Consider the following 25,246-nt stretch of genomic DNA (forward strand, 5'->3'; position numbering starts at 1 on the left):
TTTTTCGAAAATCTCTTTTCTACTCAACCGCTTGCGCCTTCGATCCGATCTCTCTTCTCGTCAGCGGGAGGCGCATTCTACAGCGCTCAATCACGCTGTCAACACCTCCTTTCCAACTTCATTCGCCACCGGCGAACCTTGCGAAGCGGAACCTCCCGACACCTTCGCCAACCGCTTAACTCATTGATCTACAAGGAGTTTTGCTTGGCGACTGCGCCGGAAGAGGTGCGCATTATAGGGATGCAGATTTTGCCGTCAACACTTATTTGAAAGGTTTTTCCATCATCCCTTCTCTCTATATAGAGGGGCACTCGCGCGGCCAGACAACGCTTTCGTTCAGAGAGCAAGGCGGACAATCGATCCTCAGCTCTCACTCAACGTCATGAGAATGTCGGCGTACCAGGTGCAGTTGAGTCCCAGTGCTTCGTCCCGCACCAAGTCGCGGCTACCCATGTCGAGGCGGGCGGAGTGGACGCCAAGCAGCATCCAGGGCAGATCGCCGAGGTTCTGACTCTCTTCCGGGGCGCGCATCACCACGGGGGCGCCGCTGGTGCCGCGGTGGGTTCGGGCGTCGGTGAGGAAGTAGCCCTGGCCTTGGAAGCGCAGGCCAAACGATGAGGCAACGATGGCATGCCGTACCACCGGCATGTGGTGCAGGCTGTCGTGGAAGCCGAGGGGAAAGCCCACTACCAGCAACCCGGTGCCCGCCTCGATCAGGTCGCTGGGGGATTGCAGGTGCTCAGGTGTGAATGCGTGGTAGGCGGCTGTCTTCGGCAAGGCCGAGCGCTCGATTTCGAGGAGCGCGACATCCACGCTACCTGCTGCATCCCCGCCCTGGCGCCACAGGCTCTTGCCGTCGCGATACAGCGGCATGGAGAAGTCGCAGGAGCACGCCATGTTGTGGCGGTCGGTGTGTAGTTCGATTTCGAGGCGATCGGGGAAATGCCGGCTCGGCGTATCCATCAGCACGTGCCGGCTGGTGACCAGGAAAAGGCGCCCGTCCCGGGCAAAGAAGAAGCCGCTGGCGTTGGTCAGTTGGCGTGACCCTGCATAGGTGCAGATGCGTACGGTACTGAGGAGCAGTGGTTCGATAACCGGCATTACGTAAGCTCCATCCGCTTGCGTCCCTGGGGTGGCGGTTCGCTGGATATCAGGCGCGCCACCCACGAGCATCCGCCCAGTCGAGCCTTTTGACTACGACTAACTGCCCCAGCCGGCAGGAAAAAGCCTACCCAGCAACCGGCTTGCGGTCCTACAAGCCAGATCTATAGCGTCACGCTCCGTTGCGGCTCTGGTCGCAGCCGGGATTAGAACCCCCGTCAAAACTCGATGGACACAAACGCCATAAGCGAGATCGGTGCGCTGCTTGCCAGCTCATCGCATCCCGGCAGTCTATGGCGGACCGTGCAAGGGTGGGCTCTGCCCACCGGTTTGGTGTCCATCGACCGGGGTTCTAGCCCTGCACGGTCCGCCACCCTCCCCCACGGTGGCGGCTACTCAGTTCCGAACATGGAGTTAGAACATGAGAGCCTCTTCCACGCATCTGCATCTCTCCCCCGCCCCTCTGCCCGGAGGTGCGCCATGACTGACTACCGCACGCCCACTACCTTTCGCCGCTACCGCCTGCCACTGCGCGCACTGTTGATCGATGATCGCGCCTGGCTCCTGTGTCGCGATCTGGCGAAGCTGGCCAGTTTCCGGCCGGATATCGACCTCTCGCAGAAGCTCGACCCGAATCAGTTGCGCACCGAGGTGCTACGGCTGGAGGACGGCACCTTCAGCGAGGAACAACTGGTGAACGAGAGCGGCATGCACCAGTTGCTGCTGGTGTACTACTACCACCCCGAACATCGGAGCCTGCGTAGCTGGATCAGCGAAGAGGTGGTGCCGGCCCTGGGTCGGCAGGACGCCCCCGACCAGCAACCGCGCCGACGGTTAATGCACTGGCAGGGGCAGGAGTTGAACCTGATGGAGTGGCAAGGCACGCTCTGGATTCGCTACGAGGACATGCCGCGCATCCAGGGGCAGGTGCCGGAGCGAAAGGCACGGCCCTGAGAAGGCCTGCCCCAGGCAACCGTAATTGGATGGGTCGGGAGTGCGTGAACGGAACCGCGACTCATCCTCGCTAGATGCGGAAGCTATCCACCAGCCGGCGCAGCTCGCCCGAGCGACCATCCAGGCTTTCGCACACTACCAGTGCCTGTCGCTGACTGGCCTGGACCTGCTGGTTGAGCGTGGATATCTCGCCCACTTCACGACTGATGGATTCGACCACCGCGCGTTGCTGCTCGGTGGCGGCGGCGACGGACTGGTTCATTTCATCGATGTCGGCCAGGCGGCGCATGACGGCGTCGATGCCTTCGCAGGCCTGGGCGATGACTTCGACGCTGCGCTCGCCGTGGGTGTGGCTGGCGAGCATGGCGGCGACGGATTCGCGGGCGCCGGCCTGGAGCGATTCGATCATGTCCTGGATTTCCCGGGCCGACGCCTGGCTACGGTGCGCCAGCTGGCGGACTTCGTCGGCGACCACGGCGAAACCGCGCCCAGCCTCGCCGGCACGGGCGGCTTCGATGGCGGCATTGAGGGCCAGCAGGTTGGTCTGCTGGGCAATGCCGTGGATGACCTCAAGGATGCGGCCGATGGCTTCGGTCTGGCCGTTTAGGTTTTCCATGCTGGCGCGCGCCGCGCCCACCTGAGCGGACAAAGCCTCCAACGCCGATACACCCTCCCCCAACACACGCTGGCCGTCTTCGGCCTGGCTGCGCGCCTGGGCACTCTGCAGGGAAACGCTGGCAGCATTGCCGGCAATTTCCTGGGCCGCCGCGCCCAGTTCTTCGATGGCAGCGGCGACACTGTCGCTGCGCTGCACCAGTTCGTCGGACTGGCGCAGGGTTGCCTGACTCGCTTCCACCATGCGCCGCGCGCCGTCTTCCACGCCGACGCTACCACTGGCGACCTGGCCGACGGTGGCCTGCATGCGCTCGACGAAGCGGTTGAAGGCCCGCGCCAACAACCCCAGTTCGTCCCGCCCGGCCTGGGGCAGACGTTGGGTCAGGTCACCTTCTCCGGCAGCGATGTCCTGCATGGCGCCAGTCATGCGCAGCAGCGGTCGCAACAACACGCGCAACAGCAGGCCAAGGGCGAGCAAGACCACCAGCACGGACACGGTCATGGCGATCAGCGCCGAGTGGCTGAAGGCGTCCAGTTGCGCGTAGGCCAGGTCGCGGTCGACGGATAGGCCGACATACCAGTCAGCGCCGGGCAGGCCAGCTACGGGAATGAAGGTGTCGATGCGCACCTGCCCGTCCACCGGGTGTGCTTGTAGCTCGCGGCTGACCTTCAAGGGTTGCTTCGGGTTGATTTCGTCGAGGCGACGGTTGATGAGTTCGGTCTGCGGATGAACGAGGATCTTGCCCTCGCCGTTGACCAGGTAGGCATAGCCCTTGCCCTGCAGGTCGACGCCGCCGACGATCTGCACCAGCGTGTCGATGGGCATGCCGGCGCCCACCGCGCCCTGCAGTACCCCCGCATGCAGCACCGGCGCGGCAACGGCCATGATCATTTCCTGGGTCGCCGCATTCACATAGGGTTCGGTGAGTACGCTGTCGTTGCGTGCCAGCACGCGCTTGTACCAGTCACGCTCGCGGGCGTCGTAGCCGGCAGGCATCTCCTGTTGCGGGCGGATGCTGAAACTGCCGTCGACTCGGGCGAGGTAGACCATGCTGAAGGTGCTCTTCAGCACATCCTGTGCGAAGGCCCCGTCTACCGCCGCTTCACGGGTGTCGCCGGAAAGGCGCTCGGCCAGGCTTTGCACCAGCAGCACGCGGCCACCGAGCCAGTTCTGGATGCTGTCGGCGGCCAAGGCGCCGACTTCGCGCAGCTGGCTTTGCAGCTCGCGCTGCAGCAGGCGTTGCTGCCAGACGTAGTTGTACAGGGTGAATGAGATGAAGGCGCTGACCACCACCAGGGCGGCGGCCAGCAGAATCTTGTGGCTGAATTTCATGGTGAATGCCGTCAAAAAGGACCGCGCAGGAAACCTGCGCGGCCAAATCCCCTCTACGGATCGCCAAGCCTCCGGGAGCACGAAGGGTCGGCGACCACCAGAGACTCAGGCGACGCGGCCGCCCAGGTACAACTCACTGACCTGCGGGTCATGCATCAGCGCACGGGCGTCGCCCGTCAGTGCCACGCTGCCCATGGAGAGCACGTAGGCACGGTCGGAAATGCGCAACGCCTCCATGGCGTTCTGCTCGACCATCAGGATGGTCACCTTCTCCTGTGCGCGGATCTGCTGAATGGCCTCGAACACCTCCAGCAGCACTTTCGGCGACAGGCCGGCAGAGGGCTCATCGAGCAGCAGCAGGCGCGGCCGGGGCATCAGCGCGCGGGCCAGGGCGAGGATCTGCCGCTCGCCGCCGGACATGGAGGCCGCCGCGGCGTTGAACTTCTTCGCCAGGATGGGATAGGCGCCGCACAACTCGTCGATGCGCTGCTGACTCTGTTCCTTGTCCAAGTAATGCCCGCCCACCTGCAGGTTCTCGCGGATGGAGAGGTTGGCAAAGACGTTCTCGGTCTGCGGCACGAAGCCCAGGCGGCAGCGGCGGATCTTCTCGTACACCGGCACACGGGAGACATCCTGCCCTTCCAGCAGCACCTTGCCCTGGCGCGGCAGCAGGTAGCCGGCGATGGTTTTCAGCAGGGTGCTCTTGCCGCAGCCGTTCGGCCCCAGCAGGGTGACAATCTCCTGCTCGGCAGCGTGCAGGGTCATGCCGCGCAGGATGTCCACGTCGGCCGTGTAGCCGGCGACTGCGTGATTCACTTCGATCATCGGGTGTGCTCCTCGAGCTCGTGCGGGTTGTGCCGGCCGCCCAGGTAAGCCTGGATAACCCGCTCGTTGGAGGCCAGCTTGCTCGGCTTGCAGCTGGCGACTATCTCACCGCGGTCGAGCACCACGCAGCGGGTGCAGACGTCGCGAATGAAGTGCATGTCGTGCTCGACGATCACCAGGGTCATGCCCTGGCCGTTGAGGCGCTTGAGGGCTTCGACCAGGTCGCGGCGCAGGTTGGGGTGAACACCGGCGGTAGGTTCGTCGAGCAGCACCAGTTCCGGTTCGCCCATCAGCGCGCAGACAATGCCGAGCAGCTTTTTCTGCCCGCCGGAGAGGGCCGAGGCCGGCAGGTCACGCACCTTGGCCAGCAGCAGTTCATCGAGCAGGCGTTCGGCCTTGGCGCGGGCCTCTTCCTCGGCGCGGCGCAGCGTCGGGAAGCCGAGTAGGGTGGCGAGCACGCCGTGCTGGCCGGTGCTGGCGGCCAGGGCCACTTCGATCACCGACATCTTGGTGGGCATGGAAGGCAGCTGGAAAGTACGGGCGATGCCCCGCTGCACGATTCGGTGCGCGGGCAAACGTTCGATGCGCTGACCGCTGAGCGAAATGCTGCCGCCATCCACCGCCTCGAAGCCGGTGATGCAGTTGAGCAGCGTGCTCTTGCCTGAACCGTTGGGCCCGAGCAGGCCGACGATCTCGCCGCGCTGCACATTGAAGCTGACGTCCTTCAACACCTGGTTGCCGCCGAAGGCCTTGGCCACCGAGAGCACGGACAGCAGGGTATCGGTGGAGGCATTCATACGATCTTCCTCACTTTTTCCGGAATCAGGCCCTCGCTGCGCCACAGCAGGCAGGCCAGCAGGATGGTGCCGATCAGACCCAGGCGCAGGGCGCCGGCCAGGTCGGAGTCGAAGCCCAGGTGGTCCTTGGCGAAGGGCACCAGGCTGTAGGCGGCCTGCACCAGCAACACGCCCAGCAGCACGCCGCGCAGGTTGCCGAGGCCGCCGATCATCAACATGGTCCAGAGCAGGAAGGTCTCCGAGGCGAGCAGGTAGTCCGGCCCGACGAAGCTCATGAAGTGCGCGTAGAGCGAACCGGCCAGTGCGGTGACCACAGCGCCGCTCATGATCGCCCGCGACTTCAGTGAGGTGAGGTCGTAGCCCATGCAGGCGGCCAGTTGCGGCTCTTCGCGCATCAGGCGCAGGGCGCGGCCGAAGCGGCCATCGGCCAGACGCTGGCAGAGCAGCGTGGCAGCCCCCAATAGCACCATCACCAGCACAAGGAAGCCGAGTCCGTCGAACAGGGTGGGAATGGCGCCGATGCCCTGGGCACCGCCGGTCAGCCAGCCTTCGTTGGTGGCCACCACCCGCAGGATCTCCGCAATGGCCAGGGTGGCGATGCCCCAGTAGTCCGACGCCAGCTTTCGGCCCAGACGCGCGATGCACCAGCCCAGGCCCATGGCCAGGATCACGCCCAGCGCCACGCCGGCCAGCGGCGAATAGCCGGCCTGGATGGCGATACCGGTGGCATAGGCGCCGAGGCCGGCGAAGGCGATGTGGCCGAAGTTGAGCAGGCCGCCATAACCGGCCTGCAGGTTGAGCCCCAGGGCCATCAGGCCGTAGAGGCCGGCGAAGGTCAGGGCCGAGACGATGAAATCAAACACGGCGTACCTCCCGGTCGAACAGGCCGTAGGGCTTGAACAGCAGCGCCAGCAGCAGGATCAGGAAGGCAGCTCCGCTGATGTAGGACACCGGCAAATAGGCGACTTCCGCGCCCAGCAGCGGGCCGAAGTTGAGGCTGGTCACCAGGGTTTCGGTGAACGCGATCAGCAACGCACCGGCCACCGCGCCCAGCGGGTTGCCGAGTCCGCCGAGGATGGCGGCGGCGAACACCGGCAGCAGCAGATCATGGCCCAGGTTGATGTGGGCACCCGTGGACAGCGCCAGCAAGCCGCCACCGAGCCCGGCGATGGCACCGCTGGCGAAGGTCACCACCTGGGTGATGCGTGCCGCGTGCAGGCCGCTGGCGTTGGCCAGCGCCGGGTTGCCGGCCAGCGCGCGCATGGCGCGGCCCAGGCGGCTGTGGAACAGCGCCAGGGTGAAGCCGGCCAGCAGCGCCAGGGTGGTGAAGAAGAAGTACAGCTGGGTGTGGGTAATGCGCGCATCGCCTAGGGTGATGGGCGCCTTGAGCGGCAACTCGAACATCCTCGGGAAGGTGCCGGCGCTGCCCTGAACCGCGGCCACCAGCAGCATGGCGATGGCCAGCGAGCCGATCATGGCGATGGCCGGGCCGCTTTTCAGCAGGCGCTGGAACACAAGGCGCTGCAGCAGCAACGTCAGGCCGCCCACCAGCAGGGCGGCGAGCAGCAGCGCCAGGGGCAACGGCAGGCCAGCGGCAGAAATGCCGTAGGTCAGGTAAGCACCCAGCATGGCGTACTGCACATGGGCGATGTTGGGGAACTTGACCAGTCCGTAGACCAGGCTCAGGCCAAAGGCGATCAGCGCCAGGTCGGTGGCCCGCAGCAAGGTATCGATCAGGAACTGCAACATGGAGAACACTCCGCAAAAAACAGGCAGGAGCCCACCCGGCGAACCGGGTGGGGTGTTGCACGGATCAGCGCGGAACCACCTTGCCGCCGTCGTACTTGAGCTTGGCGTAGGGCGGATCGAGGCGTTGGCGACCGTCGTCGAAGGCGATCTTGCCGGTCACGCCCTCAAAGCCCTTGCCGACTTCCCTGAGCGCGGCCTGCACGGCGGCCGGCTCGGTGGAGCCGGCGTTCTCGATGGCCTTGGCGGCCATCAACACAGCGTCGTAGGCGTAGCCGGTGTAGGAGGTCTTCATGCCTTCCTTGTACTTGGCGGCAAAGGCATCGGCGTATGCCTTGCCGGTGTCACCCACGAAGGAACCCACCTCCATGCCCAACTGGCCCTGGGCGATGTTGGCCGGGGTGTCGGACAGACTCATCGACAGCAGGATGGCGTACCAGGGCTGCTCGCGCAGACCCAGCTCGAAGGCCTCGCGGTTGATCACCGCGGACTCCTGGCCATAGGCGGTATAGATGTAGGCATCCGGCTTGCCGCGGGCGATCTGCTGCAGCTCGCGGCGGTAGGTGGACTGGCCGGCGGTGTAGAGGGTCTCGCTGATCACCTTGCCGCCAAGCTTCTCGAACTCCGCGCGAAAGCCGTGGGCCACGCCCTGGCCGTAGGCATTGTTCGGCGCCAGCACCGCGACGTTGCGGTAGCCGAGGTCCCAGACGTCCTGGGAGGAAAACTTGTTGCCCTTGTCCTCCAGGCCGATCAGGTTGAACGAGCTGGCGCCCAGGTCGCGGATCTTCACGCTGGTGCTGGCGATATTGATGTGCACCACGCCTTCCTTGACCAGGTACTGGCCCATGGGAATGCTGATGCCCGACGAGTATTCGCCGATCACCACCGGCACCTTGTCGACGCTGACCAGCTTGCGTGCGGCGTTGATGGCGGTTGTCGGGTTGCCGCCGGAGTCTTCGACGATGACCTGGAACGGCTTGCCGAGCACACCGCCGTCAGCGTTGACCTTGTCTTCGGCGAGCTTCACGGCACGGCGCACGTCCTCGCCGACCGTGGCGTTGGCTCCGGTCAGCGACAGCACGGCGCCCATCTGAATGGCGTCGGCGGCCTGGGCGGAGGGGGTTGCCATGGCCAGGGTGAAGAGCATGGAAGCGGAAGTCAGGATGGAGCGGAACTTGAATGTCATAACGGTCTCCTTGGGATGATCGTGACGGCCGGGGCCGTCGCTCACTGCGTCATGCAGTCCCCTGCTCAAGCGGGACAGAACAGCTCAAGTACCGGTGCTCCCCGAGCCGCTCGTGGCAAATCGCGGGCGCACCGCTCCTGTCCTCCCGGGGGTTCCGGGTGGGGGAGTGAATCGAATCGGGGCTTAGCGGCCGCTTACCAGAGCGGCAGCGAGTAGCTGATGGTCAGCCGGTTGTGGTCGATGTCGCCGAGAACGTCGCTGCGCAGCATGCCGTTACGCCAGGCAACGCCCACACCCTTGAGGGCACCGCTCTGGACCACGTAGCCCAGCACGATGTCGCGCTCCCATTCCTTGCGATCGGAGCCGATGGCGGTCTTGATCTGGTCGCCCTTGAGGTAGGTGAGGCTGGCGGTCAGGCCCGGAATGCCGGCTTCGGCAAAGTCGTAGGCGTACTGGCCGAGCACGGTGCGCTCGCCGGCGTAGGTGAAGTTCTGCACCAGGCTGTCGGTGATCACGTAGGTGCTGGTACCGCCGGCGCCTTCGTTGGGCAGGCTGCCCTGGTTCAGCTGGACGAACATGCTGTTATCGGAGACCTGCTGGTAACCCAGGCTGACCGAGTGGCCCTTTAGGCCGTAGGTGAACTTGGCACTCCAGGTGGAGTTGTCGATCTCGCCGTCGTTGCCGCTGCCGTTGGTGGCGGCCCTGTAGCCGGCAGTGCCGTTGGCGTTCTGGCCGTCGGAGGTGGTGCGGAAGTAACGCAGGTCGGTCTTCAGCACGCCCGGCCCCAGCGGCAGGCTGTGCAGCGCGCCGAGGAAGTTCTGGTCGTAGTAATCCTCAAGGTTGGCGAAGTAGTACTGCAGGGTCAGGTCCTTGATGCCCTTGTAGTCGCCGCCGGCGAAGCGGAACTGGTTGCTCTGCTCGGTACCGCCGGATACCGCCATGCCGGTGAAGTTGCTCGACATGCGCCCCACCACATGCTCGATCTGGCCGGCGGTCAGGGTCAGGTTGTCGATCTCGTTGCTGGTGATCATGCCGCCCTCGAACAGCTGCGGCAGCATGCGCCCATCGTTGGCGGTGAGGATTGGCAGCTTGGGCACCAGGATGCCGTAGCGCGCTTCGGTCTTGGAGAAGCGCATCTTGCCGGTCAGGCCGCCACGACTGAAATCGTCCACCGCCTCGCCGTCAGTGTCGGCGGGGAAGATCGACCGCGCCCCCGAGGCGTCCAGCTTGACGCCCAGCGTGTAGGTGGCATCCAGGCCAACACCCACGGCGCCTTCGGTGAAGCCGGACTGCAGGTTGAGCAGGAAGCCCTGACCCCATTCGTCCTGGGTCGGACTGTCGGTGTCACGGATGTCGTGGTTGAAGTAGAAATTGCGCAGGTCCAGCCGTGCCGTGCTGTCCTCGATGAAACCTCCGGCAAGCGCCTGCCCGCCGGTTCCCCCCATGGCCAGAGCAATGGCCAGACCCAACATGGTCTTCTTCATGTGAAGCGACTCTCCCTTCGTTGTTTGCTTTGTTCAGGACGCACCTTGCCGCGGGCCTGCCGTGACGGCGGGCCCGAGGGGCGGATGCGGAGTTGCGACAGCTAAAAAAAACCGGAGCACGAGGGCTCCGGTTTCTTCATTCAGGACGCGTTCACGCCACCCTGAATCTCGTCGTCGGTGCGGCGTTTGCCGACCGACAGGATGGCGACCAGGGAGATGGCCACGGTCGCCAGCATGTACAGGGCCACCGGTTGCCAGCTGCCGTTGTATTCGGCCAGCAGCCAGGTAGCGATCAGCGGTGCGGTACCGCCGGCGACGGCGGCGCCCAACTGGTAGCCCAGGGTAATGCCGGTGTAGCGCACGCGGGTGGAGAAAATCTCCGAAGACAGGGTGCCGAGCACGGCCGTGACCGGCGCCCAGAGCACACCGAAGCCGATCAGCGTGGCCAGCGTAATGCCCCAGTGGCTGCGGGTATCGAGCAGCATGAAGTACGGCACGATGTACAGGGCGATAGCGATGATGCCGCCGATGTAGACGCGCTTGCGGCCAATGCGGTCGGACAGCCAGCCCATCAGCGGAATCAGCAGCGATGCGACCAGGGCGCCAATCATCACCGAGTGCAGCGCCGACACCTTCTCATAACCCAGGTTGTTCACCGCGTAGCTGACCACGAAGGTGGAGAAGATATAGAAGGGCGCGGTCTCGACCACTTTCAGGCCAGCGGCGATCAACACTTCCCGCCAGTGGTCACGCAGGGTTTCCACCAGCGGCATCTTGGCGACGTTGCCACTTTCCTTGGCCTTCTTGAACTCCGGCGTCTCATCCAGGCCATGGCGAATCCACAGCCCGAGGAATACCAGGCCGGCGCTCATGATGAACGGCACACGCCAGCCCCAGGACAGGAAGTCCTTCTCGGGCAGCATGGCCATCAGGCTCACGGCCATCGTGGCCAGCAGCATGCCGAGGGTGACACCTACCTGCGGCACGCTGCCGAACAGGCCCTTGCGGTTGGCGGGCGCGTACTCGTAGGCCAGCAGCAGGGCCCCGCCCCACTCGCCGCCGATGCCCAGCCCCTGGATCACTCGCAGCAGGATCAACAGCACCGGCGCCCAGATGCCGATGTGCTCGTAGGTCGGCAAGCAGCCGATCAGGACGGTCGCGCCGCCCATCAGCGACAGGGTGATGACCAGGGTTTTCTTGCGCCCGATGCGGTCGCCGATATGGGCAAACAGCACACCACCAATGGGGCGGATGAAAAAGGTCAGGGAAAACGACAGGTAGGCCAGGAGCAGGCCGACCACCGGATCGAAGTTGGGGAAGAACAGCTTATTGAATACCAGCGCTGCAGCTGTTCCATAGAGAAAGTAATCGAACCACTCGATGGAACTACCGGTGAGACTGGCGATAAGTGCACGCCGACGGGTCTGGGCCGATTGGGCCTCGGGGAGGGGATGGCTCATCTTGTTGTCCTGCTTGTTATTGGTGGAGGCCGCGCAGGCCCCGAGTATCACCAGGTATCACCTGTGATGGCCGATCCTAGGTTTCGCCAGTCACAAGGTGCAACCGCACTCTTTTTCATAGGTATAACCAAAGCGATCAATGAGCCGTTTTTGCACCATTGAAGAGCGCATGAAAACAACTAGAGATGGAACTCGCACCAATGATGCGCACAATATTTCGCTTGAAAATACTGTTCGATCAGCGAACTTCAAAGTTTAGGTTGCACCCAGTTGCACCTTAAATAATTCAAGGTTTAATCTGCGCACTTCCAATTAGCCAAGCCCGCTCTGACAGGTATAACAACATGGCAACCACCACCCTCGGCGTGAAGCTCGACGACGCCACCCGCGACCGCCTGAAGCAAGCTGCCCAACAGCTGGACCGTACCCCGCACTGGGTGATCAAACAGGCGATCTTCAGCTACCTGGAGCAGGTCGAAGGCGGCCTGACGCCGGCCCAACAGGCGGGCCTTTCGGCTGCGGCGGGCGAGGAGCTGGTGGAGAACCTGAACGAGCAGGGCCTGCAGGTGTTCCTCGACTTCGCCGAAAGCATCCTGCCGCAGTCCGTACTGCGCGCGGCCATTACCGCTGCCTACCGCCGCCCCGAGCAGGAAGCCGTGCCCATGCTGCTGGAGCAGGCCCGCCTGCCCGCCACCATGGCCGACGCCGCCCACACGCTGGCCTACGGCATCGCCGAAAAACTGCGCAACCAGAAGAGCGCTGGTGGCCGCCAGGGCCTGGTGCAGGGCCTGCTGCAGGAATTCTCCCTGTCTTCCCAGGAAGGCGTGGCGCTGATGTGTCTGGCCGAAGCCCTGCTGCGCATCCCGGACAAGGCCACCCGCGACGCGCTGATCCGCGACAAGATCGCCAATGGCAACTGGAACCAGCATCTGGGCCAGAGCCCGTCGATGTTCGTCAACGCCGCCTCCTGGGGTCTGCTGATCACCGGCAAGCTGGTATCCACCCACAATGAAGCCGGGCTGTCGTCCTCGCTGAACCGCCTCATCGGCAAGAGCGGCGAGCCGGTCATCCGCAAGGGTGTAGACATGGCCATGCGCCTGATGGGCGAGCAGTTCGTCACCGGCGAAACCATCGGCGAAGCCCTGGCCAATGCCAGCACCCAGGAAAGCAAAGGCTTCCGCTACTCCTACGACATGCTCGGTGAAGCGGCCCTGACCGCCGAGGACGCGCGTCGCTATCTGATTTCCTATGAACAGGCCATCCACGCCATCGGCAAGGCTTCCCACGGTCGCGGCATCTACGAGGGTCCGGGCATTTCCATCAAGCTCTCCGCCCTGCACCCGCGCTACAGCCGCGCCCAGTACGACCGGGTCATGGACGAGCTGTACCCGATCCTGCTCAACCTGACCCGCCTGGCCCGGCAGTACGACATCGGCCTCAACATCGACGCCGAAGAAGCCGACCGCCTGGAAATCTCCCTCGACCTGCTCGAACGCCTCTGCTTCGAACCCTCACTGGCGGGCTGGAACGGCATCGGTTTCGTCATCCAGGCCTACCAGAAGCGCTGCCCTTATGTGATCGACTACGTCATCGACCTGGCCAAGCGCAGCCGCCACCGCCTGATGATCCGCCTGGTGAAGGGCGCCTACTGGGACAGCGAGATCAAACGCGCCCAGATCGACGGCCTGGAAGGCTTCCCCGTGTACACCCGCAAGGTCTACACCGACATTTCCTACATCGCCTGCGCGCGCAAGCTGCTGGCCGTGCCGGACGCCATCTACCCGCAGTTCGCCACCCACAACGCCCACTCGCTGGCGGCCATCTACCAGATCGCCGGCCAGAACTACTACTCCGGCCAGTACGAATTCCAGTGCCTGCACGGCATGGGCGAACCCCTGTACGAACAAGTGGTGGGCAAGGTCGCCGACGGCAAGCTGAACCGTCCGTGCCGCATCTACGCACCGGTGGGCAGCCACGAAACATTGCTGGCCTACCTGGTCCGCCGCCTGCTGGAGAACGGCGCCAACACCAGCTTCGTCAACCGCATCGCCGACCAGTCCATCTCCCTCAACGAGCTGGTGGAAGACCCGGTCGCCCAGGTCGAAGCCATGGCCGCCCGTGAAGGCGCCCTGGGCCTGCCGCACCCACGCATCCCGTTGCCGCGCAACCTGTACGGCGCCGCTCGCCTCAACTCCAGCGGCATCGACCTGTCCAACGAACACCGCCTTGGTTCGCTGTCGGCGGCCCTGCTGGCCAGCACCAATCACCCCTACGTCGCCGGCCCCATGCTGGGTGGTGAGCCCGCCAACCCCGGCCCGGCCCAACCGGTGCGCAACCCGGCCGACCATCGCGACCTGGTCGGCCAGGTATTCGAGGCCAGCGAAGCCGACGTGAAAAATGCCGTGCTCTGCGCACAGGCCAGCGGGCCGATCTGGCAGTCCACCCTGCCGGGCGAGCGCGCCGCCATCCTCGAACGCGCCGCCGACCAGATGGAAAGCGAGATGCAGCAACTGATGGGGCTGCTGGTGCGCGAATCCGGCAAGACCTTCGCCAACGCCATCGCCGAAGTGCGCGAAGCCGTGGACTTCCTGCGCTACTACGGCGCCCAGGCGCGCGGCTTCAGCAACGACAGCCACCGCCCGCTCGGCCCCGTGGTGTGCATCAGCCCGTGGAACTTCCCCCTGGCGATCTTCACCGGCCAGGTGGCCGCTGCGCTTGCCGCCGGCAACACCGTGCTGGCCAAGCCCGCCGAACAGACCCCGCTGATCGCCGCCCAGGCCGTGCGCATCCTGCACGACGCCGGCGTTCCGCATGGTGCCGTGCAATTGCTGCCGGGCCGTGGTGAAACCGTCGGCGCGAGCCTGGTGGGCAACGAGCGCGTCCGTGGCGTGATGTTCACCGGCTCCACCGAAGTAGCCGGCGTTCTCGGGCGCAACCTCGCCGGTCGCCTCAATGCCCAGGGCCGCACCCTGCCCCTGATTGCCGAAACCGGCGGCATGAACGCCATGATCGTCGACTCCTCGGCGCTGGCCGAACAGGTGGTGGTCGACGTCATCAGCTCCGCCTTCGACAGCGCCGGCCAACGCTGCTCCGCCCTGCGCGTGTTGTGCGTGCAGGCGGACGTGGCCGACCGCGTCACCGAGATGCTGCGCGGCGCCATGGCCGAATACCGCGTCGGCTCGCCCGAGCGCCTGCAAACCGATATCGGCCCGGTGATCGACGCCGAAGCCAAGGCCGGGATCGAGGCGCACATCCGCGCCATGCGCGAAAAAGGCCGCAAGGTGTTCCAGGCCGGACGCGTAGAGGGCGAGGAACTCAAGCGCGGGACCTTCGTGCTGCCGACCCTGATCGAGCTGGAGAGCTTCGACGAGCTCAAGCGTGAGATCTTCGGCCCGGTGCTGCACCTGGTGCGTTACGAGCGCGCCCAGCTCGGCGAGCTGCTGGAACAGATCAATGCCAGCGGCTACGGCCTGACCCTGGGCGTGCACACCCGCATCGACGAAACCATCGCCCAGGTGGTCGGCAGCGCCTGCGTCGGCAACCTCTACGTCAATCGCAACATCGTAGGTGCCGTGGTCGGCGTGCAGCCCTTCGGCGGCGAAGGCCTGTCCGGTACCGGTCCGAAGGCCGGTGGCCCGCTGTACCTGTACCGCCTGCTGTCGACCCGTCCGCAGGATGCCGTGGCGCAAAGCCTGGCCAACGACGACGCGCAACCGGTTGCCGTACCGGGCGAACTGGAGCAAGCGCGCAATGCCTTCGCCGACTGGGCGAAGCAGAAGGAGCCGGCCATCGCCGCCCTGTTCGCGCAGTACCGCGCGCTATCGCGAAGCTACAGCACGCATCTGCTGACCGGCCCGACCGGCGAGCGCAACAGCTACAGCCTGCTGCCCCGCGAGCGCGTGCTGAACCTGGCCGAAGAGCGCACCGACCTGCTCGCCCAGTTGGCAGCGAGCCTGGCGGTGGGCAGCCGCGCCGTCTGGCCGGACAGCCAGCGTGCCCTGCGCGCCGAACTGCCCGCCGCCGTGCAGCAGCGCATCGACAGCATCGCGGACTGGACCTGCCACGAGGCGGCGTTCGACGCCATCCTCCACCACGGCGACTCCGATCAGCTGCGAGCGGTGAGCCAGCAAGCCGCCCAGCGCAAGGGCGCAATCATCGGTGTGCATGGCCTGAGCCGGGGTGAAACCGACATCCCGCTGGAACGCCTGTTGATCGAGCACGCCCTGAGCGTCAACACCGCCGCAGCCGGGGGCAACGCCAGCCTCATGACCATCGGCTGAAAACCCGCCCAGCCGTGCCGCCACGGCTGGGCCATGCAACGCGCCGGTAGCGGCGCGCCTAACTGCCACAGGACAACTGACAACATGAACGCACTCTTCATCGGCTACGGCCGCATGGGCAGCGCCATTGGCGAAGCCTGGCTATCCGCCGGCCTGGTCGACAGCCTGAGCGCCGTCGATCCGTACCTCCAGTCGGCCACCAGCGCCGCCCTGTTCAGCAGCGTGGAGGCGGTTCCCGCCGAGCCGTACGACATCATCGTGGTAGCGGTGAAGCCGGCCTACGCCTGCGAAGTCCTGGCGGCCCTGCCTGATGCGCTGTGCCAGCGCGCGGTGGTGATTTCGGTCGCGGCGGGCGTCACCGCCGCAAGCCTGGGCCAGGCCCTGCGCAATCGCTGCCCGGTCGTACGTGCCATGCCGAACACGCCGGTTCTAGTGGGCGCCGGTTGCACCGGGCTGTACGCCGACGCGTCGCTCGGCGAGACAAAGCTCGAACTGGTTACGCGCCTGTTCGCGGCCGTGGGCACTGCGAGCTGGGTCGAGCGTGAGGAGTTGCTGGACGCGGTCACCGCCATCTCCGGCAGCGGTCCGGCTTACTACCACCTGTTCAGCGAAGCACTGGCGGCAGCCGGCGTGGCCCTGGGCCTGAGCCCGGAGCTGGCCAGGTCCCTGGCCGCACAGACCGCCCTGGGCGCGGCGACGCTGCAGACGCAACCGGAAGCCGATTTCGTGGCCCTGCGCACCGCGGTGACCTCACCCAACGGCACCACGGCGGCAGCCATCGCCACCTTCGAACAGGACCAGGCCCTGCGCCAGCTGATAGGCGCCGCGGCCCGTGCCGCCCACCAGCGCTCCCGGGAGCTTTCCCAGGGCGCCTGACCCGAGCGTGCCGCATGCCAGTGGCACGCGGCACGTAACCCGCCCAGGCCCCGGGGCCTGCTGATCCAACCCGACATACGGCACCGCCCATGAAGTTGAACCAGCTCCGAGCCCTCGTGGCGATCTGCGAAAGTGGCAGCATGCAAGAGACCGCGCGCCTGCTGCACATCTCCCAACCGGCCCTGTCGAAAAGCATCAAGGAACTGGAGACGGCGCTCGGTGTGCCGCTGCTGGTGCGCTCCAATCGCGGCATCACCGCGACCGAGTATGGCGAACGCCTGGTGCGCCGCGCCCGGCTGATGCTCGAAGAGGCACGCCGCGCCCGCGAGGAGATCGAAACCCTGAAGGGCGGCATGGATGGCAAGGTGTCGATCGGCATCTCGCCGGCAACCCCCGGCGCCCAATTCCTTGCCGCACTCGAACACTACGGCAAGCGCTACCCCAAGGTGCAGTTGCAGATCCATGAGTCGCGCCCGTCCAAGCTGATGGAAGGCCTGCGCGAGGGCCAACTGGACCTGGCACTCTGTTCCCAGCCGGCCAGCCGCTACAGCGATGGTTTCCATTGGTCTGAGCTTTACGTGCAACCCACGGCCCTCGCAGTGCGCAAGGGACACCCCCTGCGCAACGCCCACTCGCTAGCCGAGTTGCGCGAGCAGCAATGGCTGCTGCAGGACTCGCTGGACAAGTCCCGCATCGGCCTGATGTTCGAGGCGTTTCAGGTCCCCCTGCCCGAGCGCGTGATCGAGTGCTCTTCGGGCGTGATGTTCTGCGAGCTGGCACGCAACACCGACGTCATCAGCTACTGGCCGCTGCGCGTGCTGGAGTACGTGCAGAAGCTCGGCCAGGAACTGGACGTGCTCGACCTGCAGGAGCAGGTGCCGCCGCTGAACATCTCGCTGGTCTACCGCGACCAGGAACTGATCACCCGCGAGGCCAGGGCGCTGGCCGACGAACTGGTGTACGTCTTCAAGAGTCCCCACGCCGCGAAGGTCGGGGACCTACAGCGTCTGGTGAAGTGAGCCGGGCGAACCCGGCCCGCGTAGGGGGTTCGACGCGCCCGCACGGTGCTACTATCGCTCACCGCTGCCAGGCCCCTGGCCCGTTCGGCAGAGCAATCCCCCTCATTCCCCCCTGAAAAAACCACGGGTAACCACCATGGAAATGGATTGGAACCAGGCCCTGCAGGAAAGCCTGAGCTGGCTGGCAGTCGCCTCCCTGATCACCATTGCCGCGTTCGCTGCCGCGGGAACACTGGCGGTACGCTTCACCCGCTGGGGTAGCCAGTTCTGGCAGATCGCCGGCCCCTACCTCAGCCCGAAACACAGCTGGCGCCCTCTGCTGGTGTTCATCCTGCTGCTGGTCCTGACGCTGTTCTCGGTGCGCATGAACGTGCTGTTCTCGTTCTGGTACAACGGCTTCTACAGCGCCCTGCAGGGGCTGGACCAGAAGGCTTTCTGGTACTTCCTCGGGGTGTTCTCGATCCTCGCCACCATCCACGTGCTGCGTGCGCTGTTCAACTACTACGTGACCCAGGCCTTCAGCATCCGTTGGCGGGTATGGCTCAACGATCGGATGACCGCCGACTGGATGAAGGGCGATGCCTACTACCGTGGCCAGTTCCTCGCCGAGCCTGTGGACAACCCCGACCAGCGTATCGAACTGGACGTGAACTCCTTCGTCACCGGCTCGGTGTCCCTCGCGCTCGGCGCCGTCAGCGCGCTGGTGTCGCTGGTGGCCTTCACCGGCATTCTCTGGGGCCTTTCGGCGCCCCTGGAAGTCGGCGGTGTGGAGATTCCACGGGCGATGGTCTTCGCCGTTTACATCTACGTGATCATTGCCACCTGGATCGCCTTCCGCCTCGGCCGCCCGCTGATCCGCCTGAACTTCCTGAACGAAAAACTCACCGCGAACTTCCGTTACGCGCTGATGCGCCTGCGCGAGTACGCCGAGAACGTGGCGTTCTACCAGGGCAACGACATCGAGCGACACACGCTGCTGGGCCGCTTCTCCGCGCTGATCAGCAACGTCTGGGCGCTGGTGTACCGAAGCCTGAAATTCGACGGTTTCAACCTCGCCATCAGCCAGGTGGCGGTGGTTTTCCCCTTCATCCTGCAAGCCCCGCGCTTCTTCAGTGGCGCCATCAAGCTGGGCGACGTGATGCAGACCTCCCAGGCCTTTGGCCAGGTGCAGGACTCGCTGTCGTTCTTCCGGACCTCCTACGACGCCTTCGCCCAGTACCGCGCCACCCTCGACCGTCTCACCGGGTTCCTCGATGCCAACGAACAGGCACGCACCCTGCCCCGCGTCACCACGCACGAACAAGCCAAGGTGCTGGAAATCGAAGGCATGCAGGTACTGCGCCCTGACGGCTTTCGGCTGCTGGCCGACCTGAACCTGAGCCTCGCGCCCGGCCAGGCGCTGCTGATCAAGGGGCCATCGGGCAGCGGCAAGACCACCCTGCTGCGCGCGCTGGCCGGGCTCTGGCCTTACGCAGAGGGTGCGGTACGCCGCCCCGGCGGCAACCAGGCCCTGTTCCTTTCGCAGCGCCCTTACCTGCCGCTGGGGGACCTGCGCACGGCAATCGCCTATCCGGCCACCAGCGCCCCGGAAGACGAGGAGCGCCTGAAACAGGCACTGCGCCAGGTGAACCTCGCCCACCTGGCCGACCGGCTCGACCTCAGCCAGGACTGGACGCGCATACTCTCCGTCGGCGAGCAGCAGCGCCTAGCCTTCGCCCGGGTGCTGTTCAACCGGCCGCAGATCGTCTTCCTGGACGAATCCACCTCGGCCATGGACGAAGGCCTGGAGCATGCCCTCTACTCGCTACTGCGCAATGAAATGCGCGACGCCATGCTGGTCAGCATTGGCCACCGCAGCACCCTGTCGCTGTTCCATACCCACCGCCTGGAGCTGGACGGTCAGGGCGCCTGGTCACTGATGGAACAGCAACCGGCGCTCGAGGCGAACGTCTAGCCAGTCCCATACGCGCCCGGACCCGCATCGAGCGCGGTCACGACCTATGAAAAGCCCCTGGGGATCGGCAATCCCCAGGGGCTTTCTGCATCGGCTGCCAGCGCATGACACGCGGAAACGCGCGACCTGCCGCCGCAACTCGGTGCCCAGCCGTGCCAGCGCGATGCTGACCGCCGCGCCCGCACCTGCCTTCGGCTCCCGGATACCAGCGGGCGCCCAGCGCGCCTCATTCCGGGTCCTGACCGAACCTCACGTATCCAGATTGGTGCAAGAAGCGCATCCACTCCTGCATGCAATCGACAACAACAACAGTCCACAACCTCTGGGGCGCGGTTTTGCGGACCATGGCCTGCTCCTTGCTATGAGTCCTCCCGAGTAGAAGCGGTCAGCGCGGGTCGGAGGACTCCGCGCGGGACATTGCTCTTGCGGCTCAGGCCGCACACCCGGCAAGGGTGTCCGCCCCGGTATTGGCCGGGGTGGGAGAGGCATGTCCAGATGGCAGCCCTTGCCGGTCACCTCAATGACTACAAGCAAGGGAACATCCGATGAAGCATCGCATCGCCTCGCGCGCCAGCATCCCCACCCTGGTTCTCGCCCTCGGCGCCTCGCCCCTGGCTGCCCAGGCCGGGCCGCTGCTGTGGAGCGACAGTAGCCTGAGTTACCTCTACGGCACCGACTACAAGGTGGACGGCAACGGCGCCGGCAAGACCCAGCAAACCATCACCTTCGAGCACGCCAGCGGCTGGAGCTGGGGCGACGTCTTTCTCTTCGTCGACAACAAGTGGTTCAACGGCGTCCACGGCAGCGACGGCCACAGCTACTACGGCGAGTTCTCACCCCGCCTGTCCCTGGGCAAGATCAGCGATACGCGCATCGCCTACGGCCCGATCAAGGACGTGCTCATCGCCGCCACCTACGAGCGTGGCAAAGACCGCAACCGCAAGTACCTGCTGGGGCCGGCGCTGGACCTGGACATTCCCGGCTTCGACCGCTTCTCGCTGAACACCTACTACCGCAAACCCGACGGCATCACCGGCAAGGCCTCGGGCCAGTGGCAGATCAACCCCACCTGGGCCATGACCATTCCCGTGGGCCGTTCCGACATCCTCTTCGATGGTTATCTGGAGTGGTACGTCAACGACGTGGGCACCAAGGGCAAGTCCGACTATGTCGCCCGCAGCTTCCACTTCAATCCGCAGATCAAGTACGACCTGGGCAAGGCGCTGGGCCATGGCGCCAAGACCGTCTACGCGGGCATCGAGTACGACTTCTGGTCCGACAAATACGGCATCGAAGACAGCCGAGGTTTCCCCACGGACCAGAGCGCCACCAGCTTGCTTCTGAAAGCACACTTCTAAGCAGACCGGGGGCGCAATGCCCCCGGTTCCGTTATGCGCGCGGCGTTACCGCAATCGCTAGCAGTCCAGCTCCAACCGCCCACCCCGGCAACCCGACACGCAAGGCAACAGCCATTCGCCGCTGTCCCGTTCGGCATCGGACAGGAACTGGTCGCGGTGCTCCGGCGTGCCTGCAAGCACGCGGGTCAGGCAGCAACCGCACATGCCCATGCCGCACGAGGTGGGAATGGCGACACCCGCCCGTGCGGCGGCATCCACTAGGGTTTCACCCTCCCCCACCTGCACCGAACGACCACTGCGCACCAGCACCAGCTCCAACCCTGCGGACGGGGTGACGACGTCGCCGGACGGCGCCTGGAAATGCTCCTGGAACAGGGCCTCCGCCGGCCAGCCCGCCGCTTCAGCCTGCTCCAGCACCGTTGCCATGAAGGGTGCCGGCCCGCAGGTGTACAGCGTCGCGCCAGGCCGCCAGGCAGGCAGTTCGGCGCGCAGTCGCTCCATGACCCCGGCACCGTCCAGGCCATGAACCAGCCTGACCGACGCGTCGCCGGCCAGCTCATCGGCGAATGCAGCGTGGGCGGGACTGCGGGTGAAATACAGAAGGCGCGCCGGGCGCGTATCGCGGCGGCACTGGCGATACATGGCCAGTAGGGGTGTGACGCCAATCCCCGCTGCCACCAGCAGCACTTCACCCTGCCCGTCCCGCAACGGAAACAGGTTGCGCGGCGCGCCGACCTCCAACCGCGAGCCGATGCGCAACCGCTCATGCAGCCAGCGCGAGCCGCCACGGGAGGTTTCCTCCTGCTTCACCGCCAGGCGCATGCAGCCTTCGTCTGCCAGGTTGGTCAGCGAGTACTGGCGCACCAGCCCGCCTTCCAGGCGGATATCCACATGAGCGCCGGGTTCCCAGTGCCACGTCAGCGGAACATCCTCGGCCGGCCGCAGCTCGATACCGAGGATGCCAACGGCCTCTTCCCGCAGGCCGCGCACGCGCATGTCCAACCAGCTCATGCCCGTACCCCCGCGCGTTGCTGCAGCCCCACGACTGCGCGGGCGGCTTCGCGGCCCAGTTCGGCGAGGTCGAGACCGGGAATCCGATCGTCGTCCACCACCCGTTCGCCGCCGACCAGCAAGGCGCGAAGCCGGGCACGGCCACCACAGGCGATGGGGCCGATGGCCGGATCGTGCAAGCCAAAGTAGCGCGGGTCGTCGAGGGCATAGATGGCCAGGTCAGCCGCCTGCCCGACCGCCAGGGTGCCGAGCTGGCCAAGGCCAAGCACCTTGGCGCCGCCCGCCGTGCCCCAACGCAGAACGTCTTCGATGGACGCCGCGTCGGCGCCCCCCTCAAAGGTGCCACCCGCGTAGCGCGGCCGTGCCCGCTCGCCCTTGCGCGCCCGCTGCAACAGCCAGGCGGCGTGGGTTTCCGAAAGCATGTCTGCGGCCTCGTTGGAGGCAGCACCATCAACGCCGATGGACACCGCCACTCCGGCCGCCTCCAGCGCCGGCAGATCGGCGATGCCACTGCCCAGGCGCCCGTTGCTCTGCGGGCAGTGAGCGATGCCGCTGCCGCTGTCCCCCAGCAGACGGATTTCTTCGGGCAGCAACTTCACCAGATGGGCGAACCAGACATCCGGCCCGAGCCAGTCCTGTTCGGCGCAGAACTGCACCGGCGTCATGCCGAACTTGGCCCGCGCGGCATCCAGGTAGTCCACGGTTTCCGAAAGGTGGCTGTGCAGGCGAAGGCCCAGCCGGCGCGCCAGCGCGGCAATCTCCCGCAGCTCCTGCGCCGTGGTGGAGTGCAGGGTGGTAGTCGGCGCGGCCACCACGCGGCGGCGGGCATCGCCGGCCGGGTCGTGATAGCGGGCGGTGAGTCGTTCCAGGTCGGCCAGGAAGGCGTCCAGGGTTTCCGGTCGCAGCGCCTGCGGCAGGTCCGCTTCCAGCTGACGGGCCTGGGTGGCACCTCCCCGGCAGAGCACGAAACGCAGCCCGAGGGACTCGGCTTCCTCGAAGAGAATGGCCGCGCCGTCGAAGGGCATGCCCGGGTAGTACAGGTAGTGATGGTCAGCCACGGTGGCGCAACCGGAACGGGCCAGTTCCACCAGACCGATCCGTGCGGCAAGGCGGAAGCTGTGCTCGTCGAAGGCCGCGCGGAAGCGATAGGGTGTGGTCGCGAGCCAAGCGGTGAGGCTCTGGTCGAGGCCTTCCGGTTCGCCCTTTAGCAACGACTGGAAGAGGTGATGGTGGGTATTCACCCAGGCCGGGTAGACGACGCAGTCACGGGCGTCTATCTGCGACTCGCCGGGTAGCGGGTCGAGCCGGCCAAGGGCGGCGATGCGTCCATCGCGGATGCGGATATCCGGCCCGGCGTGACGCGCCGCGTTCCCGGTAAGGCCGGTGAGAATGGCGCTGGCATTGCGGATCAGCCAGCTCTTGGAATCAGTCATGACGACACTCCGTCAAGGCTCCCCGGAACGGCGCGGTGAGGGAGCCGGATCACCGCAACCGCTCCGGGAGAGACAGGGTTGGGCCGCTGCTCAGGTCAGCGGCCGGAATCAGGCAAGGCGGGGCTCAGCCCTGCTCGCTTTCGTGCCAGTGCCCGAGGCACACCCGCGCCAGCATAGCCATCAGGCAGAACAGGGCGACGCCGGTGACGGCAATCAGCAGCAGCGCGGCGAACAGCCGGGGAATGTTCATCTGGAAGCCCGCCTGGAGGATCTGGTAGGCCAGCCCCGCGCCGGTGCCGCCGGTACCGGCGACGAACTCCGCCACCACCGCGCCGATCAGCGCCAGCCCCGAGGCTATGCGCAGCCCGCCGAAGAAGTACGGCAACGCGCTGGGGATGCGCAGGCGCAGCAGGGTCTGCCAGCGGCCGGCACGGTTCAGGCGGAACAGGTTGAGCAGGCCAGGGTTGACGCTGCGCAGCCCCAGCACGGTATTGGCGATCACCGGGAAGATGGCCACCAGGGTGGCGCAGACCACCAGCGCCAGGGTGGTGTTGCTGACCCAGATGATGATCAGCGGTGCGATGGCCACCACCGGCGTGACCTGCAGCAGGATGGCGTAGGGGAACAGACTCGCCTCGATCACCCGGCTCTGCACGAAGAGAAAGGCCAGCGCCACGCCCAGGGTCACCGCCAGGGCAAAGGAGAGGAAGGTGATGGTCAGGGTGGTCCAGAGCGCCCCCAGCAGCATGGGGCCGTCGGTCAGCAGGGTGCGGCCAATGTCCAGCGGACTCGGCACCAGGTAGGCGGGCACCTGCAACGCCACGCACAGGACTTGCCACAGGCCGAGCAGGACGATGCCCACCAGCACCGGCGCGGCGATGCGTTGAACGGTGGGGTGGGTCAGCCAGGGACGATGTTCAGTGTTCATGTTGAGCTCCTGTGTGGGAGGAAAACGCCCTCATCCCAGCCCTCGCCCAGAGGGCTGGGAATGCACGAAAGTTGTCCATCAATGCCCGCCCTCCCCGCTCGCCTCGGCCAGCAGCGCCGACAGGTGCGCACACTGTTCGATGAAGGCGGATGACGTGCGGAAGGCGTCGTCCCGTTCCAGTGGACCGTCGATGGCCACGTCCGCCAGCACGCGGCCGGGTCGTGCGCCCATCACCACCACCCGCGAGGACAGGTACACCGCCTCGAAGATGCTGTGGGTGACGAACACCACCGTCAGGTCGCGGCTCGCCCAGAGCTGGCGCAGGTCGCTGTCGAGGCGGTTGCGGGTGAATTCGTCGAGGGCACCGAAGGGCTCGTCCATCAGCAGCAGGTTGGGCTCGGTGGCCAGCGCGCGGGCAATCGAGGCGCGCATCTGCATGCCACCGGACAGCTCCCGCGGGTAAACCCCACCGAAGCGGCCGAGGCCCACCAGTTCCAGCGCGGCTTGAACCCGGGGCACGCTTTCGGCCTTGGGTACGGCGGCCAGGTCCAGCGGCAGGCGCACGTTGTCGGCCACCTTCGCCCAGGGCATCAGGGTCGCCTCCTGGAACACCATGGCCAGGCGCTGACCGCTGCCCGCTTCATCGAGGCGGCCCTTGCCCCACCAACGCACATGGCCGGCGGAGGGTTGCTCCAGCCCGGCGAACATCTTCAGCAGCGTGCTCTTGCCGCAGCCGGAGGGTCCCAGCAGCGAGACGAACTCGCCACGGCCGATCTCGAGCTTCATGCGTTGCAGCGCCTGGGTGCCATTGGGGTAGACCTTTTCCACCTGGTTGGCGAGCAGGACCGGGCGCTCCTCCGCCATCACCGGCGGCAGGTTCATGGCG

Annotated in this window: 19 protein-coding genes and 1 pseudogene; 7 read left to right on the top strand and 13 right to left on the bottom strand. The window is 65.9% G+C overall.

Annotation, left to right across the window (positions count from 1 at the left end; genetic code table 11):
* Nucleotides 1–187: pseudogene (locus E8F20_RS26485) on the top strand (hypothetical protein); the annotation flags it as partial.
* Nucleotides 188–363: 176 nt separating this feature from the next.
* Here the strand turns inward: E8F20_RS26485 and E8F20_RS26490 are convergent.
* On the bottom strand, nucleotides 364–1,101 hold the full coding sequence (locus E8F20_RS26490) for a serine protease (protein ID WP_280286395.1): 738 nt from the start codon (nucleotides 1,099–1,101) through the stop codon (nucleotides 364–366).
* 480 nt (nucleotides 1,102–1,581) lie between these two features.
* Between E8F20_RS26490 and E8F20_RS26495 the strand changes: the two genes are divergently transcribed.
* Nucleotides 1,582–2,055, top strand: coding sequence for a phage antirepressor (locus E8F20_RS26495; RefSeq protein ID WP_280286396.1), 474 nt, complete (start codon nucleotides 1,582–1,584; stop codon nucleotides 2,053–2,055).
* A 70-nt stretch (nucleotides 2,056–2,125) separates the two neighbouring features.
* Here E8F20_RS26495 and E8F20_RS26500 read toward each other — a convergent pair whose 3' ends face one another.
* From E8F20_RS26500 to E8F20_RS26535, 8 genes are all read right to left on the bottom strand, one after another.
* Entirely contained in the window at nucleotides 2,126–4,003 is a 1,878-nt protein-coding gene (locus E8F20_RS26500; protein ID WP_280286397.1) for a methyl-accepting chemotaxis protein, read from the bottom strand.
* A gap of 105 nt (nucleotides 4,004–4,108) precedes the next feature.
* On the bottom strand, nucleotides 4,109–4,828 hold the full coding sequence (locus E8F20_RS26505; RefSeq protein ID WP_280286398.1) for an ATP-binding cassette domain-containing protein: 720 nt from the start codon (nucleotides 4,826–4,828) through the stop codon (nucleotides 4,109–4,111).
* Complete coding sequence (locus tag E8F20_RS26510) at nucleotides 4,825–5,625, bottom strand: ABC transporter ATP-binding protein (RefSeq protein WP_280286399.1); 801 nt, start codon at nucleotides 5,623–5,625, stop codon at nucleotides 4,825–4,827. The genes E8F20_RS26505 and E8F20_RS26510 overlap by 4 nt, the downstream gene beginning before the upstream one ends.
* Entirely contained in the window at nucleotides 5,622–6,488 is an 867-nt protein-coding gene (locus E8F20_RS26515) for a branched-chain amino acid ABC transporter permease (RefSeq protein ID WP_280286400.1), read from the bottom strand. The genes E8F20_RS26510 and E8F20_RS26515 overlap by 4 nt, the downstream gene beginning before the upstream one ends.
* Entirely contained in the window at nucleotides 6,481–7,374 is an 894-nt protein-coding gene (locus E8F20_RS26520) for a branched-chain amino acid ABC transporter permease (RefSeq protein ID WP_280286401.1), read from the bottom strand. Before E8F20_RS26520 ends, E8F20_RS26515 begins: the two co-directional genes overlap by 8 nt.
* A 64-nt stretch (nucleotides 7,375–7,438) precedes the next feature.
* Nucleotides 7,439–8,557 carry an ABC transporter substrate-binding protein gene (locus tag E8F20_RS26525; RefSeq protein WP_280286402.1) on the bottom strand — a complete coding sequence of 373 codons (1,119 nt, stop codon included), beginning with the start codon at nucleotides 8,555–8,557 and terminating at the stop codon, nucleotides 7,439–7,441.
* A gap of 194 nt (nucleotides 8,558–8,751) precedes the next feature.
* On the bottom strand, nucleotides 8,752–10,041 hold the full coding sequence (locus tag E8F20_RS26530; protein ID WP_280286403.1) for an OprD family porin: 1,290 nt from the start codon (nucleotides 10,039–10,041) through the stop codon (nucleotides 8,752–8,754).
* A 140-nt stretch (nucleotides 10,042–10,181) separates the two neighbouring features.
* Nucleotides 10,182–11,501, bottom strand: a complete 1,320-nt coding sequence (locus tag E8F20_RS26535; RefSeq protein WP_280286404.1) for an MFS transporter — start codon at nucleotides 11,499–11,501, stop codon at nucleotides 10,182–10,184.
* A gap of 344 nt (nucleotides 11,502–11,845) precedes the next feature.
* Between E8F20_RS26535 and putA the strand changes: the two genes are divergently transcribed.
* The 5 genes from putA to E8F20_RS26560 all read left to right on the top strand — a co-directional run bounded on the left by putA (nucleotide 11,846) and on the right by E8F20_RS26560 (nucleotide 20,988).
* On the top strand, nucleotides 11,846–15,781 hold the full coding sequence (putA, locus tag E8F20_RS26540) for a trifunctional transcriptional regulator/proline dehydrogenase/L-glutamate gamma-semialdehyde dehydrogenase (RefSeq protein ID WP_280286405.1): 3,936 nt from the start codon (nucleotides 11,846–11,848) through the stop codon (nucleotides 15,779–15,781).
* A gap of 84 nt (nucleotides 15,782–15,865) precedes the next feature.
* Nucleotides 15,866–16,657, top strand: a complete 792-nt coding sequence (proC, locus tag E8F20_RS26545) for a pyrroline-5-carboxylate reductase (protein ID WP_280286406.1) — start codon at nucleotides 15,866–15,868, stop codon at nucleotides 16,655–16,657.
* A gap of 89 nt (nucleotides 16,658–16,746) precedes the next feature.
* Nucleotides 16,747–17,676 (top strand): LysR family transcriptional regulator, encoded by a 930-nt coding sequence (locus tag E8F20_RS26550; protein ID WP_280286407.1) that lies wholly within the window; start codon nucleotides 16,747–16,749, stop codon nucleotides 17,674–17,676.
* 136 nt (nucleotides 17,677–17,812) lie between these two features.
* Entirely contained in the window at nucleotides 17,813–19,630 is a 1,818-nt protein-coding gene (locus E8F20_RS26555) for an ABC transporter ATP-binding protein/permease (RefSeq protein ID WP_280286408.1), read from the top strand.
* Between the two features lie 545 nt (nucleotides 19,631–20,175).
* A complete protein-coding gene (locus E8F20_RS26560) occupies nucleotides 20,176–20,988 on the top strand; it encodes an outer membrane protein OmpK (protein ID WP_280286409.1) in 813 nt (270 codons plus the stop codon).
* Nucleotides 20,989–21,045: 57 nt separating this feature from the next.
* Here E8F20_RS26560 and E8F20_RS26565 read toward each other — a convergent pair whose 3' ends face one another.
* The 4 genes from E8F20_RS26565 to E8F20_RS26580 form a co-directional block, all read right to left on the bottom strand.
* Entirely contained in the window at nucleotides 21,046–21,999 is a 954-nt protein-coding gene (locus tag E8F20_RS26565; protein ID WP_280286410.1) for a PDR/VanB family oxidoreductase, read from the bottom strand.
* Nucleotides 21,996–23,432, bottom strand: coding sequence for an amidohydrolase family protein (locus E8F20_RS26570; RefSeq protein WP_280286411.1), 1,437 nt, complete (start codon nucleotides 23,430–23,432; stop codon nucleotides 21,996–21,998). The genes E8F20_RS26565 and E8F20_RS26570 overlap by 4 nt, the downstream gene beginning before the upstream one ends.
* 124 nt (nucleotides 23,433–23,556) lie before the next feature.
* On the bottom strand, nucleotides 23,557–24,360 hold the full coding sequence (locus E8F20_RS26575) for an ABC transporter permease (protein WP_137823703.1): 804 nt from the start codon (nucleotides 24,358–24,360) through the stop codon (nucleotides 23,557–23,559).
* Between the two features lie 78 nt (nucleotides 24,361–24,438).
* Nucleotides 24,439–25,242: an ABC transporter ATP-binding protein gene (locus E8F20_RS26580; protein ID WP_348529643.1), complete on the bottom strand. Its 804-nt coding sequence runs from the start codon at nucleotides 25,240–25,242 to the stop codon at nucleotides 24,439–24,441.
* Nucleotides 25,243–25,246: the final 4 nt, after the last annotated feature.

Source organism: Pseudomonas sp. BN415 (genome assembly GCF_029871195.1).
GTDB classification, from domain to species: domain Bacteria; phylum Pseudomonadota; class Gammaproteobacteria; order Pseudomonadales; family Pseudomonadaceae; genus Metapseudomonas; species Metapseudomonas resinovorans.